Raw genomic sequence first — 13,149 nt, forward strand, 5'->3', positions numbered from 1 at the left:
GGCGCAGGGTCTCGCGGCCGCGTTCGGCCATCACCTCGATCGGCAGGCAGCCGTCGAAATAGCCCGCGGTTTCGCCCTCGTGAAACTCGGTTTTGTCAGCTGACAATAATGCGTCGATGAAGGCCTGGTACTGGTCCTTGTCCATCGGGCAGTTAAGGTAGGCGGTGCGCTCTTCCTCGGTCTCGCCCTTGTCATAGCGGGACTGCATCCAGGCCTGCGACATGTCGATCGACTCGGCATAGACAATCGGTGCGATGGCATCGAAAAAGGCCAGAGCCTCAGCCCCGGTTTCCGCCTGAATGGCTTGACCCAGTTCCGGTGACGTCAGCGGTCCGGTGGCAATGATCCAGTGGCCGTCTGCGGGCAGTCCGGTGATCTCCTCGTAAGAGACCGTGACATTCGGGTGCGCCTTCAGCTTGGCGGTGACGGTTTCGGCAAAGGGTTCCCGGTCCACTGCCAGGGCGCCGCCGGCGGGCAGGCGGTGCTCATCCGCGGTCGCCATGATCAGCCCGTCCGCCGCGCGCATTTCCCAATGCAGCAGGCCGACGGCGTTCTGCTCGTCATCATCCGAGCGGAAGGAGTTGGAGCAGACCATCTCGCCCAGGTTGCCGGTCTGATGGGCAAAGGTCTCCACCTTGGGGCGCATTTCGTGGATTACCACGGGCACGCCCATGTTTGCCGCCTGCCAGGCCGCTTCGGACCCGGCCATGCCGCCGCCCACGATATGCAATGTCTGTGCCGAATGATCTGTCATGCCCGCCACATAGGGCAGGGGGCGGGCTGGTGCAACAGGCTTGGCTGTCCAATAGCGGCTGCAAAAGCTGCCGCACTGCGCAGCGAAGGCAGGGAGAATGCGATTTAACCGGGAGTGAGAGAAATTTGGGGCCGCCGCTGCGGGAATGGTACACCGGTGAGAGAGAACCGGTTGGAGGGACCCTTCCGCAGCAGCAGCCCAAATTGTGCCGGTCAGTGATTAATCAGCGACCGTGCCCAATCTTTGCCATCTTTCCGCCCGAATTGAAAGGCGTTTGGCTGGCGTCTCAAGGAAACAATATGTGCGGATTGGTAAACAAAACCTAAAATTTTCGAAGAATTCCGGAGGACAGGCCGGAATTCCCGTGAATCTATCCGTAGGGATCAGCTTTCCTGCCAGTCGGGCACGCGTTTTTCGATGAACGCCGCCATGCCTTCGATGGTGTCGCGGTACATCAGATTCTCGACAATCACTCCGCTGGTATAGGCATAGGCCTGATCCAGCGGCATTTGCAGCTGTTCGTAAAACGCCTGTTTTCCGACCTTCACTGCGGACCCCAGTTTCGACGCGATGGTTTCGGCCAGCCGGGTGGTTTCGGCCTCCAATTCTTCCAATGGCACGGCGCGGTTGGCCAGGCCCAGATCCACCGCGCGGTTGGCGTTGATGAATCCCCCCGTGGTCAGCAGCTCAAACGCCTGCTTCCGGGGGATGTTACGCGAGAGTGCTACCATCGGGGTGGAACAGAACAGCCCGATGTTAACGCCGTTAACCCCGAATTTTGTGTCTTTAGCTGCCACCGCCAGATCGCAGGAGGCAACCAGCTGGCAGCCCGCTGCCGTGGCAATACCATGCACCTGGGCAATCACCGGCTGGGGCAGGGACTGCAGCCCCGTCATCACGCTGGTGCAGCGGGCAAACAGGTCCTGGAAATAGGCCTTGCCGCCGTCCTCCGCCGCGCGGCCCGCGGTCATCTGCTTGATATCGTGGCCCGCGCAGAACCCTTTTCCGGTCCCGGACAGGATTACCACCTTGATACTGCTGTCTTCGCGCAGGGCATCAATCTGTTCCTGCAGTGCCGCCAGCATCTCGTCCGACAGGGCGTTCAGCTTTTCCGGCGTGTTCATCGTCAGCCGGGCTATCGCCCCCGTGTCGTGACGTTTCAGAATTGTCATCTTGCCCTCCTCGCAAATCTCGGGGCAACTCTATGCAGGGTTAGGGGAAAGGGAAAGCATGGCGCTGGCATTTGATGTCGCAGGTCTGACGGATTACCTGCATGAGATCTTTCCGCAGGTGAAAGACGATTTTGCCATCGACGCGATGGATGAGAAGGGCCTGCGGATGCGCCTTTTGACGGCCGAGCGGCATTTGCGGCCCGGTGGCACGGTATCGGGGCCGTCGATGTTTGCGCTGGCCGACTGCGCGATCTACGCGTTGATCCTGTCGCGGCTGGGGCGCGAGGCGTTGGCGGTCACCACCAATTGTTCGCTGGATTTCATGCGCAAGCCGGTTGCAGGCGCGGATGTGATCGCCGAAGCGCGTCTGCTGAAGCTGGGCCGGGTTCTAGCGGTCGCCGATGTGCTGATGTATTCCGAGGGTATGGCAGAACCGGTCGCCCGCGCCAGTATGACCTATTCGATCCCGCCGAAACGCTAGAGGGCTGTGGCAAGCGGCTGCCCGACCTTCACCAGCGTTTCGCGGCCCTTGGCGCTGTTTGCCACCAGATCATCGGCAAAGCGGATCCTGCCAGGCTCAAACACCACCACCACGGTGGAGCCGCCGAACTTGAAATAGCCTTTCTCGTCCATCTTCTGCACCGCGCCTTCGGTGCGGGTGTTGATGATGCTGCCAACGCCAAAGGCACCCACCTCGACAAAGCAATAGGTTCCGGCGTTCTCGCTTTCGATCAGTGTCCAGCTGCGTTTGTTTTCCCCGAATACGTCCGGCCCGGCCCCCAGCGCAATCGGGTTGACTGAGTGCAGCGCACCGGGAATGTCCTGCGCCGCGATGATCCGCCCGGTGACGGGGAAGTGGTAGCGGTGATAATCCGCCGGACACAGCCGCGCGATTGCCAGCGCGCCGCCAGTGAACCGGTCCGCGATCCCGGGCAACATGGTGCGCACCGACATCGGGTAGCCCTTGACCGGGACAAAGACGTCCTCCGCCAGCTCCGGACACACCAGCACCCGGCCATCAGCAGGGGAGACGACATCCTTGGGGCCGGTGCTGAAGGGGCGTACTTCGGGTTTCAGATGGCGGACAAAGAAGTCATTGAAGCAGGAGAAACTCTCAGTGTCGGCAGAAGCTTCGGACATGTCGATCGACAGATCCTCGATCACTGCCTTGATCTTGCCCTTGGACAACCGCGAGTCGAACCAGGCGCCCATCAGCCGGCTGATGAGAGACGAGCGGAACAGCAGTTTCTCGATGGGCCGCGCACTGGCGTTCTGATAGGCCCAGCGGATCCATTTTTCGCCCAGCACCGCCTCTTCGAAGGTTACGCCGGTGTCGCGGTCAACAACAAGGATGGGGTCGCGCTGCATCAGTTCCGCCATGTCTTTTTTCGTCCCGCTGCGCCTAGCAAAGCGCGGCGGCCGGGCCAAGGGTGGAAATGACCTGCAACAGCAGGGTTGCGGCCCTTCAGGCCGGAGGGCGCGCACGGGGCGGCCGGGCGGGACCCGGATTGCAGGCATGAAAAAGGGGGCCGCGGCCCCCTCAATCGGATGTCCCTTACGGGAACAGCTTTTTAACGTAGTTCGGCAAGGCGAATGCGGCCTTATGAACTTCCGGATTGTAATAGCCAGTGTCGATCCCGGATGCGGCAAAGCGCTGCTCCAGATCGGCCAGGCTAACATTTCGGGCCTTGTCCGAGTGGCTGCCCCAGCCGAACGCCATCGGCCCGCCGGCATAGGTCGGCACCGTCGCCAGATAGCAGGAAGCGTCAGAGAACAGCGCCTGGAACGCCCGCAGGGTGCCGGTCAGCTCATCGCCCTGCATGAACGGCACGCCGTTTTGCGTCACGATGATGCCTTCCTCGGTAAGCGAGCGCGCGGCATGGCCATAGAAGGTGTCGGTGAACAGCACTTCGCCGGGGCCGATCGGGTCGGTTGAATCGACAATGATCACGTCGAACTTTTCGGTGTTCTCTTTCATGAAGAGCGCACCGTCGTTGATCACCAGATTCAGGCGCGAATCGTCAAACGCGCCGTCGCTCAGCATTGGCAGGTATTCCTTGGAGAAATCCACCACGCCGCCGTCGATCTCTACCATGGTCACATGCTCGACCGAGGCGTGGCGCAGCGCTTCGCGCGCCATGCCGCCGTCGCCGCCGCCGATGATCAGCACGCGTTTGGCGTTCCCATGCGCCAGAATCGGCACATGGGTCAGCATCTCGTGGTAGATGAAGTTGTCGCCTTCGGTGGTCTGCACCACGTCATCCAGTGTCAGAATGCGGCCGAATTGGCCGTTCTGAAACACTTTCAGGCGCTGATGCTCGGTGTTGCTGTCATAGAGCATTTCGTCCACGCGCAGGGCTTGAGCGTAATGCGCGTGCAGGCTTTCCGTCACCCATTCCTGTTTGCCGGCCTGTTTAGCGGTGTCGTTCATGCCGCGACCTCTTTGGCGATCAGCTCCTCGCCGCGCAGCAGTTCGCGCACTTCCACCATGTCGGTGGAGAAGGCCTGTTTCAGAACGTCAACGGCTTTCCACGGCTCGGCGTCGCCGCACATGAAGACGTCAAAGGCGCCATAGCCGATTTCAGGCCAAGTGTGCACCGAGATGTGGCTTTCCGCCAGCACGGCCACGCCAGAGACGCCCTGCGGCGAAAACTTGTGGGTGTGGATGTGCAGCAGGGTGGCACCGCAAACGTCCACGCAGTCGCGGAACGCTTTCTGGATGCGGGCTTCGCAATCCAGGCCGGTGCCTTTCATTACTTCGATGATCAGATGGGTACCTGCAAACACCTTGCCATCCTTGCGGATGAAATGGTCTTCGCGGTCCGAGTCCACAACGGAGTCGATATTCGCGGCTGTTACACCGCGGGCGGTATCTTCCTCATGGGCGCCTGTCTCCAGACCGATCCCCAGTTGGAAGAGGTTGGCGTCTTTCATGACACTCCCCTTCGTTCCAGTAGATGACAATCCAGCCGGCCCTTAGCGCCCCCCCGGATAAGAGTCCGGGGTTGGGATCGGTACCGAAAGTGAGGCGCATTTAGGCCGGGGGAAAGATTCGATCAACCACTAATTTCTGCATAGCCGGTAACACGCGGGCACCTGCATCCTGCGAATCAAAATGCCGCGCAAAAAAAAGGCCGGGGCGAACCCCGGCCGTCAGGTTGTTCTTTTGCCCAGGGGATCATGGGCGCCAGAACGGAAGAGTGGCTTCATAATGGGCGTCCTGGCGGCTCACCCCGATGTCCTTAAGCTGCGCATCGCTCAAATGTTTCAAATGGGCTCGTGTGCAGTGGCGCAGGCTCCACTTGGTCACCAGAACGGCAAAGGAAACGGCCCATTGCGCCAGTACCGGCAGGCCCGGGCGGCTGATCAGATAGGACATGTTCGAGTGTGCCATTTGCGTGTGCTGTGCCATGGGGAGGCTTCCTGTATTGTGTTGATACAATCCTGTTGATTTGTCGTGGTGTTTTGATACAAAGAGGTGATCGCGTTGTCCAAGGATGGATTGTAATGGGTACAATTTGGCCGCAAAGCCTGAGTGAGGCAAAAGGTCCCAAGTACAAAAAGGTAGCAGATACAATCCGGTCTGCCGTCGATTTGGGCAGTTTGAAAACTGGTGCAAAGCTGCCGCCGGTGCGCGATCTTGCGTATCAATTAGGCATTACACCCGGCACCGTTGCCCGCGCTTACAGCATTTTGACCGATGAGGGTGTGCTGGAGGCCGAGGTCGGGCGCGGCACCTTTGTAGCCGAAAAGAAAAAACCGGTGCCCGATGACGTATGGTCGCGGCAGCTGCATTTGCTGGAGGCGCGCGATCCCGGCCATGTCAGCCTGTTCAGCCCGCGGATCGCCGATATGGGGCAGGTGGCCGCGATGCGCGAGGCGCTGCACAAAGTGGCCGAAGGCGAGGCGCGCAGTTTTCTGAATTATCCGACACGGGACGCCTATCTGCCGGTGCGCCAGGCAGCAGCAGCCTGGGTGAGCCAATCGCCGGTCGGCCCGGTCAGCGAAAGTGACGTGGTGCTGACACATGGCGGCCAGAACGGGCTGATGGTGGTGCTGCAGGCAATCCTGACCGGGCCGCAGCCGGTGATCATGGTCGAGGACCTCACCTATGCCGGGTTCCGCCGCGCCGCAGAGTTGCTGAGGGCGCAGGTGGTCGAAGTTGCGATGGATGAACACGGGATCCGGCCGGATTCAATGGAGCTGGCGATCCGCAAGACCGGCGCCTCGGTGCTGTGCACCAGCCCTGAGGTTCACAACCCCACCGGGCTGCACACGCCGCTGGAGCGCCGCAAGGAGATTGTCCGTATTGCCCGCCGCCACGAGGTGCAGATCGTCGAGGACGACTGCTACCGGTTGGGGGAGACGCGGACGTCCAGCTACCGGGCGCTTGCACCTGAACTTGCCTGGCATGTGTCGTCGATCTCCAAGATCCTGACTCCTGCTCTGCGCGTCGGCTTTGCGCTGGCGCCCGAGGGCCGGTCCACAGAGCTGCGGCGGGCGGCCGAATACGGGTATTTCGGCTTGGCGCAGCCGCTGGCCGAACTGCTGCGGATCCTGCTCACCGATCCGCGGATGCCTGACCTGGTTGCGGCTGTGCGCGGGGAGATGGCCCGGTATGTCCGGGTGGCGGTCAACGCGCTTGGCGCGTTTGATCTGACCTGGAACCCGGACGTGCCCTTTGTTTGGCTGCGGCTGCCCTCGGGCTGGCGCGCTGCCGCCTTTACCCGCGCTGCAGAGGCAAACGGGGTGCAGATCCGCTCGGCAGATGAATTTGCCCTGCGCGACGGCCGTGCACCGCATGCGGTGCGCATCGCCATCAACGCGCATGTGCCGTTGAAGCAGTTCGAGGAGGCGATGCTGCGCCTGCGCGCCCTGCTGGACAACCCGCCGGAGCAAATCAGTGTGTGAATTATTGGGGTATCAATATACCTATTTTGCAAGTCATTGAAAACAAGCTGTTTTATGTCGATCACCCCTGTTGACGTGCCTCTTTGTTGCCCGTAAACCCCCTCCATCGCATTCAGGCAGTTCCTGTCAGGGAATCTGCCGTCACGACAAACAGGATTGACCTGCCATGAAAACCTTCTCTGCTACTCCGGCAGACATCGAGAAGAAGTGGATCCTGATCGACGCCGAGGGCGTTGTTCTGGGCCGTCTTGCCTCGATTGTTGCCATGCGCCTGCGTGGCAAGCACAAAGCGTCCTTCACTCCGCATATGGACATGGGCGACAACGTCATCATCATCAACGCCGACAAGGTGCAGATGACCGGCAAGAAGCGCGAAGAGCACTTCTACTGGCACACCGGCCACCCGGGCGGCATCAAGTCGCGCACCAAACAGGAAATCCTGGAAGGCGCACACCCGGAACGCGTTGTGACCCAAGCGGTCAAGCGCATGCTGCCGGGCAACCGTCTGAGCCGTCAGATCATGACCAATCTGCGTGTTTATGCCGGTGCCGAGCATCCGCATGAAGCACAGGCCCCCGAAGTTCTGGATGTTGCATCCATGAACAAGAAAAACACCCGGAGCTAATGTAGATGTCTGATCAGATCAACACTCTTGAAGAGCTCGCAGCTGCAACCGGTGTGGAAGCAGTGGCCGAAGAAACCATCACACGTGAGCCGGTTCGCGACGAGCTGGGCCGCGCCTATGCCACCGGCAAGCGGAAAGATGCGGTTGCCCGCGTCTGGATCAAGCCGGGTTCCGGCAAGGTCGAAGTGAACGGTTTGGAAATCAACAAGTACTTCGCCCGTCCGGTGCTGCAGATGATCCTGCGCCAGCCGTTCCAGGTTGCTGGCGTCGAAGGTGAATTCGACGTCTACGCCACTGTCAAGGGCGGCGGCCTGTCCGGTCAGGCCGGTGCGGTCAAGCACGGCATCTCCAAAGCGCTGCAGCTTTACGATCCGGCTCTGCGCGGCGCGCTGAAAGCGGCAGGCTTCCTGACCCGCGACAGCCGTGTTGTGGAACGGAAGAAATACGGTAAAGCCAAAGCCCGTAAGAGCTTCCAGTTCTCCAAGCGTTAAGTTTCACGCTATTGCTGTTTTTTGGAAAGGGCCGCCTGATGAGCGGCCCTTTTTTCTGTGGAAACGGGTGATTTACCGGCGCCGTTAACATTTTCGAAAAAATCACATAACATGGCAGGCGCCGCCTTCAGTTGGGGTGACAGCCATGCCGCAAACCATCTATGAAAAATACGGCGGTTTCAGTGCCATCAGCCGGGTCGTGATGACCTTTTATGAAATGGCGCTCGATTCCGATCAGATCGGTGATTACTTCGCTGATGTCGACATGGCGCGGCTGATCGACCACCAGACCAAGTTCATTTCTTCGCTGCTGGGCGGGCCTGCCTCCTTCAGCGACGAGCGGCTGGAGGCGGTGCATCGGGCCCTGGCCATAAGCCACGATGATTTTGATGAAATGAGCGCGCTTTTGAAGGCAGCGCTGGAGCAGCACGGTCTGTCAGAACCGGATGTCCGTGCTGCGCTTGCCTTGATTGAAACCAAACGCAACGTCATCGTCCACCGGGACACCGCATGAGCATTGCCGCCATAAATGAACAGCTGCTGCGTGCTATTGGCGTAGGGATTGCCGTTGTCCGCGCCTCTGATCTTGGGTTTGTCTTTTATAATCAGTCCTTTGCGGAATGGTTTGGAACACCTGGCCCTGACGCGGCGCTGACGGATGCCATTGCGGGATTGCCGCCACAGGAACTTGGCCCGCTGCGGGCCGAAGGACGGCGCTATTCGGCGGAGCTGAAGATCAAGCGCAAGCGGCGGACGCTGGTTTTTGCCATTAATATCTCGCAGGCCAGCCATTTGAATGAGGCGCTGCTGGTGGTTGAATGCCAGAACATCACCCGCATCCGCGAGCTGGAAAGCATGATTGACAGCTACTCTGCCATGGTGGAGCGCAATACCCGCGAGCTGGAGCGCGAAAAGGAGCGGGTGGAGCGGCTGCTGCTGAACCTGATGCCGCGTTCGGTCTATGAGGAGTTCAAGACCTTCGGCGTGGTCACCCCGCAGCTTTACTCCAAAGTCTCAGTTGTGATGCTGGATTTTGTCAATTTCACCGACTTCGCCTCCCGTACCGACCCGACGGTTACACTGGGTGAGCTGAACGATATTTTCACTGCTTTTGACCGGATCGTCGAACAATTCGGCTGCGAACGCATCAAGACCATCGGGGATGCTTATCTGGCGGTTGCCGGGATGCCGGAACCAACGCCGGACCACGCCACCGCGGTGGCCCATTGCGCCACCCGGTTTCTGCGCTATCTGGACCGGCGCAACCAGAGCCATCAGCATAAATGGCAGGCGCGCATAGGCTTGGGAACCGGCTCGGCTGTCGGCTCCGTGGTCGGTATTCAGAAGTATGTCTACGACGTTTTCGGCCCGGCTGTGAACCTGGCCTCGCGTTTGCAGGTCTTTGCCAACCCGATGAAAATTGTTGCTCCGGAGGAAATGAAAGAAGCCTTGGCGGAAGAGTTTCGCGTCACCGACATCGGCCCCGAAGAGATCAAGGGCATAGGCGAGGTGCATCTGGTCAATGTCGGCCACGAATTGAGCGCCCCGCAGCCCCGCAGCCGGTTCTGAAGGACCGGTATCAAGGGGCGGGGTTTAGTCGTCGGATGCGATCAGCCCCAGCCCGCGCAGGTAGATGCCGATGCCGCTTTCCAGCAGATCTTCGGGTGGAAAGGGGGAGGCGGCGCCGGGTGAATTCCTTGCATAAAGCTCAACCACCCCGTGGCTCATCGCCAGCACATGGGCCGAGAACATCGAGGCCGGCGGGCGTTTGCCCTCCGGGATATGCTGGCTGAGGTCGGCGGCGGCGCGTTCCAGGATCGCCCGCGCCCGGGCGGCGGCATTGGCCAGCTCAGGTGTCCGGTTCACAGAAATTCCGCTTTCGAACATGGCGATGTAATGCCCCGGATGCTTGCGGGCAAAGGCGAGATAGGCGCGGCCTGTTGCCTCAAATGCGGCCAGCGCCGAAGGCTGGTATTTATCATAAGCGTGCTGCATCAGGTCGGCAAACATCACATAACCCTGCCGTCCGGCCTCGGCGATCAGGTCCTCGCGCCCCTTGAAATGACGGTAGACGGCGGCGGGGGTGACGCCGGCCTGCTTGGCAGCTTCTGACAGGGTAAAACCGGTCGGGCCCTTGGCCTCAATCAGATGCAGGGCTGCTTCGACCAGTGCTTGGCGCAGATTGCCGTGATGATAACCGCGTTTAGTCATCCCAGATATCCGGGCCTCCGCAAATTCCTTGGTCCCGTTCGCCAATCGCACCGGTGTCTTTATTGCTGTAGCTGACGCCGCGCAGCACGCAACGCATTGCCGCCAGCCGGGCCCGCCGTTTGTCATCGGATCGAATGACGGTCCAGGGGGCCTCTGCACTATGGCTGCGCGCAAAGGTCTCGGAAATGGCGGCGCTGTAAGCGTCCCATTTTTGCAGCCCTTCCACGTCGATCGGGCTGAGCTTCCACTGTTTCAATGGGTCGGACTCGCGGGACAGCATCCGGCGCAGCTGTTCTGCCCGGCCAACGTTCAGCCAGATCTTGAACAAATGCACGCCATCCTCAGCCAGAGCCTGTTCAAAACCTTGAACCTGATGAAAAAAACGTTCGCGCTGTTCGTCGGTGCAGAAGCCAAAAACCTTCTCCACCACGCCGCGATTGTACCAGCTGCGATCGAAAAACACGATTTCGCCGCCTGACGGCAGATGCTGTATATAGCGCTGGAAATACCATTGGCTTTGCTCGGCGCTGGTGGGTTTGGACAGCGCCACGACCCGTGCACCGCGGGGGTTCAGATTCTCACGGAACCGTTTGATTGTACCGCCCTTGCCGGCCGCATCGCGGCCTTCAAAAACGATCGCAATACGGGCGCCGCTGGATTTGACCCAGGCCTGCAGCTTGACCAGTTCGATCTGCAGCGTCTCCAGCTCGTTTTCATAGGCTTTCCGCTTCATCCGCTCCCGGTGCGGATAGCCGGGGCTCAGGATCTCGTCATTGTCCGCACCTTTGATGGACCTGCGGATCTCATCCGGCGCGCCGGTCTGGTAAAAGCGGCTGATGGCTCCGTCAAATGGCAGCGGCATAAGAAAAACCCTTCTGTCCTCAAACTCTTATATGGGTAAGGAGTATGGAATGTGAATCGTTTTAACGCAATTGTGCGCGCAGGGCGGCCCGCCGCACGGCTGCGGCCACGTCTTCTGTGGCCACATGCTGCGGCATATGCCCGATGCCGTCCAGCAGGGTCAGCTGTGCGCTGTTCACATTCCGGGCCAGGCCCCGGGCATGAAGCTCCGGGCTGACCAGGTCGTCAGCACTGCCGTGAAGAACCTCCACAGGAACCGAAATTTCGCCATAGCGCGGCGCCAGTTCGGTCACCTCGTCGAGCAGGTTCGCCCTTTGCCGGGCATTCGCGCGCAGGGACCCGCGCCGCAGCGTCAGGCCGGGGCCGAAATGCGCGGCATAGCCTTCGGGCACGGCTTGCGGGGCAAAGACGTCCTGCAGCGAGCGGGATACCGCAAAACCCGGCAAAAAGGCGGTCAGCAAGGGCACCACCACCGCACTGCCTGCACGCGAGGACGTGACCCGGTAAAGCGGATCCAGCGGTGTGGTCCAGGGGTAGGCGACTCCGGACACTGTCACCAGCGCCGAAACGCTGTCCGGGTAATCCACCGCCCAGGCCAGCGCGACCGCGCCGCCATAGCTTTGCCCCAGCACGATGGGTCTGTCCGCCCCCATCTGTGCCGCGGCCTGGTGCAGCAGGGCGGCCTGCTGCCGGATGCTGGCGCCGCTGCCATTCAGGCGGTCCGAATATCCAAGGCCGGGACGGTCGAAGATCAGAATGCGGAACTTTTCCGCCAGCGCAGGCGCCAGCCGAAAAGTCATGTCGCGGGTGTTGCCGCTGGAGCCGTGGATCAGCACCAGATCCGGCGCGCTGCCTTTGGGGCAGCCCATCTCCACCACGTGCACCCGGTGGCCGTCCACCGTCAGAATTTGCCCCAAAGGCGGGTGGCTTGCGACCGCCGCAGCCTCGCGGCGGCCCGCTTGCCAGACGGTCAGCGCGGCAGCGGCCGTCAGTGCAAGGCCCGCATAAATCAGCACCTTACTGACCGATCTGGTCCATTTCATATGCCGTGGTCTGGTAGATCTCATTGATCCAGTTGCCATAAAGAAGATGCGCGTGGCTGCGCCAGCGGTTTAGCGGCTGCTGGCTGGGGTCATCGTCCGGGTAGTAGTTGCCCGGCACGTTTATCAGGGTGCCATTGGCCACGTCCCGATCGTACTCCTGCTTCAGCGTATCGTTGTCATACTCAAAGTGGTTAAAGATATAGAGCGCCCGGTGCGCCTTGTCCTCAACCAGGCAGGGGCCGACTTCGTCACTGCCCAGCAGCGTCTGCAGCCCCGCTGCCGCGTTGATCTCTTCCTGCTTCATTTCCGTCCAGCGGCTGACCGGGATCACGAAATCGTCCGAGAAACCGCGTAGATAGGGCGAGGCCGGCGCCAGGTTCCGGTGCCGGAAGCAGCCAAACGCCTTGTGATCCAGCATATGCTTCTTCACGCCGTGGAAATGGTTGATCATCGCCATGCCGCCCCAGCAGACCCCAAAGGTGGAATGCACGTTGGTTTGCGTCCAGTCAAACACCTCGCGCATCTCGTCCCAATACGTCACCTCGGGGAAGTCGAGATGCTCAATCGGCGCGCCGGTGATGATCAGACCGTCGAACTTCTCGTGCTTCACTTCCTGGAACGGGCGGTAGAACTCGGCCATATGCGCGGCAGCGGTGTTCTTGGTGCGGTGCTCGCTCATCCGGATCAGGCTGAGCTCAATCTGCAGCGGCGTGGCGCCGATCAGCCTGGCAAACTGATTCTCGGTCTGAATCTTCTTGGGCATCAGGTTCAAAAGCCCGATGCGAAGGGGGCGGATATCCTGACGCGCCGCCTGATCCGGCGACATCACCATCACGCCTTCGTTCGTGAGAACGTCATAGGCGGGGAGGTCTGCGGGAATCTTGATGGGCATGTCAGCGTCCTGATTTGCGGAAGTTTGTGCGAAATAGCGGAATTCGACAGATAGGCGGGTTAGCCGCGGGCCTCAAGAGCGGAGGCGATCAAATCCTCGAAACCGGCCTCATCCTTGACGGCTGAGATCTGGTCGGCGGTGACGGTAACGCCCCAATTGTCCGCCATTGCCTGATAGCGCGGCTGGCGG

The 13,149-nt window shown here is 60.6% G+C and carries 16 protein-coding genes and 1 pseudogene; 6 read left to right on the forward strand and 11 right to left on the reverse strand.

Features of this window, described 5'->3' with window-relative positions; genetic code table 11:
- Both trmFO and VOI29_RS15660 read right to left on the reverse strand, forming a co-directional pair.
- On the reverse strand, positions 1–754 hold a 754-nt coding region (trmFO, locus tag VOI29_RS15655; RefSeq protein ID WP_323780555.1), incomplete at its 3' end, for a methylenetetrahydrofolate--tRNA-(uracil(54)-C(5))-methyltransferase (FADH(2)-oxidizing) TrmFO.
- A gap of 383 nt (positions 755–1,137) precedes the next feature.
- Complete coding sequence (locus tag VOI29_RS15660) at positions 1,138–1,926, reverse strand: enoyl-CoA hydratase (RefSeq protein ID WP_323780558.1); 789 nt, start codon at positions 1,924–1,926, stop codon at positions 1,138–1,140.
- 58 nt (positions 1,927–1,984) lie between these two features.
- Here VOI29_RS15660 and VOI29_RS15665 point away from each other — a divergent pair, with 58 nt between their 5' ends.
- On the forward strand, positions 1,985–2,407 hold the full coding sequence (locus tag VOI29_RS15665; protein WP_323780561.1) for a PaaI family thioesterase: 423 nt from the start codon (positions 1,985–1,987) through the stop codon (positions 2,405–2,407).
- Here the strand turns inward: VOI29_RS15665 and asd are convergent.
- From asd to VOI29_RS15685, 4 genes are all read right to left on the reverse strand, one after another.
- Entirely contained in the window at positions 2,404–3,294 is an 891-nt protein-coding gene (gene asd / locus VOI29_RS15670) for an archaetidylserine decarboxylase (protein ID WP_323780594.1), read from the reverse strand. The genes VOI29_RS15665 and asd overlap by 4 nt on opposite strands.
- A 187-nt stretch (positions 3,295–3,481) precedes the next feature.
- Positions 3,482–4,357: a polyamine aminopropyltransferase gene (speE, locus tag VOI29_RS15675; RefSeq protein WP_323780564.1), complete on the reverse strand. Its 876-nt coding sequence runs from the start codon at positions 4,355–4,357 to the stop codon at positions 3,482–3,484.
- Entirely contained in the window at positions 4,354–4,860 is a 507-nt protein-coding gene (gene speD, locus VOI29_RS15680; protein ID WP_024090268.1) for an adenosylmethionine decarboxylase, read from the reverse strand. The genes speE and speD overlap by 4 nt, the downstream gene beginning before the upstream one ends.
- A 244-nt stretch (positions 4,861–5,104) precedes the next feature.
- Positions 5,105–5,338, reverse strand: a complete 234-nt coding sequence (locus VOI29_RS15685) for a DUF1127 domain-containing protein (protein WP_323780567.1) — start codon at positions 5,336–5,338, stop codon at positions 5,105–5,107.
- A gap of 95 nt (positions 5,339–5,433) precedes the next feature.
- Here VOI29_RS15685 and VOI29_RS15690 point away from each other — a divergent pair, with 95 nt between their 5' ends.
- From VOI29_RS15690 to VOI29_RS15710, 5 genes are all read left to right on the forward strand, one after another.
- Positions 5,434–6,837 carry a PLP-dependent aminotransferase family protein gene (locus VOI29_RS15690; RefSeq protein WP_323780570.1) on the forward strand — a complete coding sequence of 468 codons (1,404 nt, stop codon included), beginning with the start codon at positions 5,434–5,436 and terminating at the stop codon, positions 6,835–6,837.
- A gap of 166 nt (positions 6,838–7,003) precedes the next feature.
- Positions 7,004–7,462, forward strand: coding sequence for a 50S ribosomal protein L13 (rplM, locus tag VOI29_RS15695; protein WP_024090265.1), 459 nt, complete (start codon positions 7,004–7,006; stop codon positions 7,460–7,462).
- A 5-nt stretch (positions 7,463–7,467) separates the two neighbouring features.
- On the forward strand, positions 7,468–7,953 hold the full coding sequence (gene rpsI / locus VOI29_RS15700; RefSeq protein ID WP_035920078.1) for a 30S ribosomal protein S9: 486 nt from the start codon (positions 7,468–7,470) through the stop codon (positions 7,951–7,953).
- Positions 7,954–8,098: 145 nt separating this feature from the next.
- The gene (locus tag VOI29_RS15705) at positions 8,099–8,467 is read left to right on the forward strand and encodes a group 1 truncated hemoglobin (protein WP_323780576.1); all 369 of its coding nucleotides are present in this window, start codon (positions 8,099–8,101) and stop codon (positions 8,465–8,467) included.
- Positions 8,464–9,522 carry an adenylate/guanylate cyclase domain-containing protein gene (locus tag VOI29_RS15710; RefSeq protein ID WP_323780579.1) on the forward strand — a complete coding sequence of 353 codons (1,059 nt, stop codon included), beginning with the start codon at positions 8,464–8,466 and terminating at the stop codon, positions 9,520–9,522. The genes VOI29_RS15705 and VOI29_RS15710 overlap by 4 nt, the downstream gene beginning before the upstream one ends.
- Positions 9,523–9,546: 24 nt before the next feature.
- Here the strand turns inward: VOI29_RS15710 and VOI29_RS15715 are convergent, their stop codons facing one another.
- From VOI29_RS15715 to VOI29_RS15735, 5 genes and pseudogenes are all read right to left on the reverse strand, one after another.
- Entirely contained in the window at positions 9,547–10,164 is a 618-nt protein-coding gene (locus VOI29_RS15715) for a TetR/AcrR family transcriptional regulator (RefSeq protein ID WP_323780582.1), read from the reverse strand.
- Positions 10,157–11,026, reverse strand: a complete 870-nt coding sequence (gene ppk2, locus VOI29_RS15720) for a polyphosphate kinase 2 (RefSeq protein ID WP_323780585.1) — start codon at positions 11,024–11,026, stop codon at positions 10,157–10,159. The genes VOI29_RS15715 and ppk2 overlap by 8 nt, the downstream gene beginning before the upstream one ends.
- Positions 11,027–11,087: 61 nt before the next feature.
- Positions 11,088–12,068: an alpha/beta hydrolase gene (locus VOI29_RS15725; RefSeq protein ID WP_323780588.1), complete on the reverse strand. Its 981-nt coding sequence runs from the start codon at positions 12,066–12,068 to the stop codon at positions 11,088–11,090.
- Entirely contained in the window at positions 12,043–12,960 is a 918-nt protein-coding gene (metA, locus tag VOI29_RS15730; protein WP_323780591.1) for a homoserine O-acetyltransferase MetA, read from the reverse strand. The genes VOI29_RS15725 and metA overlap by 26 nt, the downstream gene beginning before the upstream one ends.
- 59 nt (positions 12,961–13,019) lie before the next feature.
- Positions 13,020–13,149: pseudogene (locus VOI29_RS15735) on the reverse strand (ATPase); the annotation flags it as partial.

Source organism: Leisingera sp. (assembly GCF_034669605.1).
Lineage (GTDB): Bacteria > Pseudomonadota > Alphaproteobacteria > Rhodobacterales > Rhodobacteraceae > Leisingera.

What these genes read in the sequence shown, in the direction of transcription:
- VOI29_RS15705 (WP_323780576.1), top strand. Translation starts at nt 8,099, where the DNA reads ATGCCGCAAACCATCTATGAAAAATACGGCGGTTTCAGTGCCATCAGC.
- speE (WP_323780564.1), bottom strand. Translation starts at nt 4,357, where the DNA reads ATGAACGACACCGCTAAACAGGCCGGCAAACAGGAATGGGTGACGGAA.
- rplM (WP_024090265.1), top strand. Translation starts at nt 7,004, where the DNA reads ATGAAAACCTTCTCTGCTACTCCGGCAGACATCGAGAAGAAGTGGATC.
- VOI29_RS15710 (WP_323780579.1), top strand. Translation starts at nt 8,464, where the DNA reads ATGAGCATTGCCGCCATAAATGAACAGCTGCTGCGTGCTATTGGCGTA.
- VOI29_RS15685 (WP_323780567.1), bottom strand. Translation starts at nt 5,338, where the DNA reads ATGGCACAGCACACGCAAATGGCACACTCGAACATGTCCTATCTGATC.
- VOI29_RS15725 (WP_323780588.1), bottom strand. Translation starts at nt 12,068, where the DNA reads ATGAAATGGACCAGATCGGTCAGTAAGGTGCTGATTTATGCGGGCCTT.
- speD (WP_024090268.1), bottom strand. Translation starts at nt 4,860, where the DNA reads ATGAAAGACGCCAACCTCTTCCAACTGGGGATCGGTCTGGAGACAGGC.
- metA (WP_323780591.1), bottom strand. Translation starts at nt 12,960, where the DNA reads ATGCCCATCAAGATTCCCGCAGACCTCCCCGCCTATGACGTTCTCACG.
- asd (WP_323780594.1), bottom strand. Translation starts at nt 3,294, where the DNA reads ATGCAGCGCGACCCCATCCTTGTTGTTGACCGCGACACCGGCGTAACC.
- VOI29_RS15665 (WP_323780561.1), top strand. Translation starts at nt 1,985, where the DNA reads ATGGCGCTGGCATTTGATGTCGCAGGTCTGACGGATTACCTGCATGAG.
- rpsI (WP_035920078.1), top strand. Translation starts at nt 7,468, where the DNA reads ATGTCTGATCAGATCAACACTCTTGAAGAGCTCGCAGCTGCAACCGGT.
- ppk2 (WP_323780585.1), bottom strand. Translation starts at nt 11,026, where the DNA reads ATGCCGCTGCCATTTGACGGAGCCATCAGCCGCTTTTACCAGACCGGC.
- VOI29_RS15715 (WP_323780582.1), bottom strand. Translation starts at nt 10,164, where the DNA reads ATGACTAAACGCGGTTATCATCACGGCAATCTGCGCCAAGCACTGGTC.
- VOI29_RS15660 (WP_323780558.1), bottom strand. Translation starts at nt 1,926, where the DNA reads ATGACAATTCTGAAACGTCACGACACGGGGGCGATAGCCCGGCTGACG.
- VOI29_RS15690 (WP_323780570.1), top strand. Translation starts at nt 5,434, where the DNA reads ATGGGTACAATTTGGCCGCAAAGCCTGAGTGAGGCAAAAGGTCCCAAG.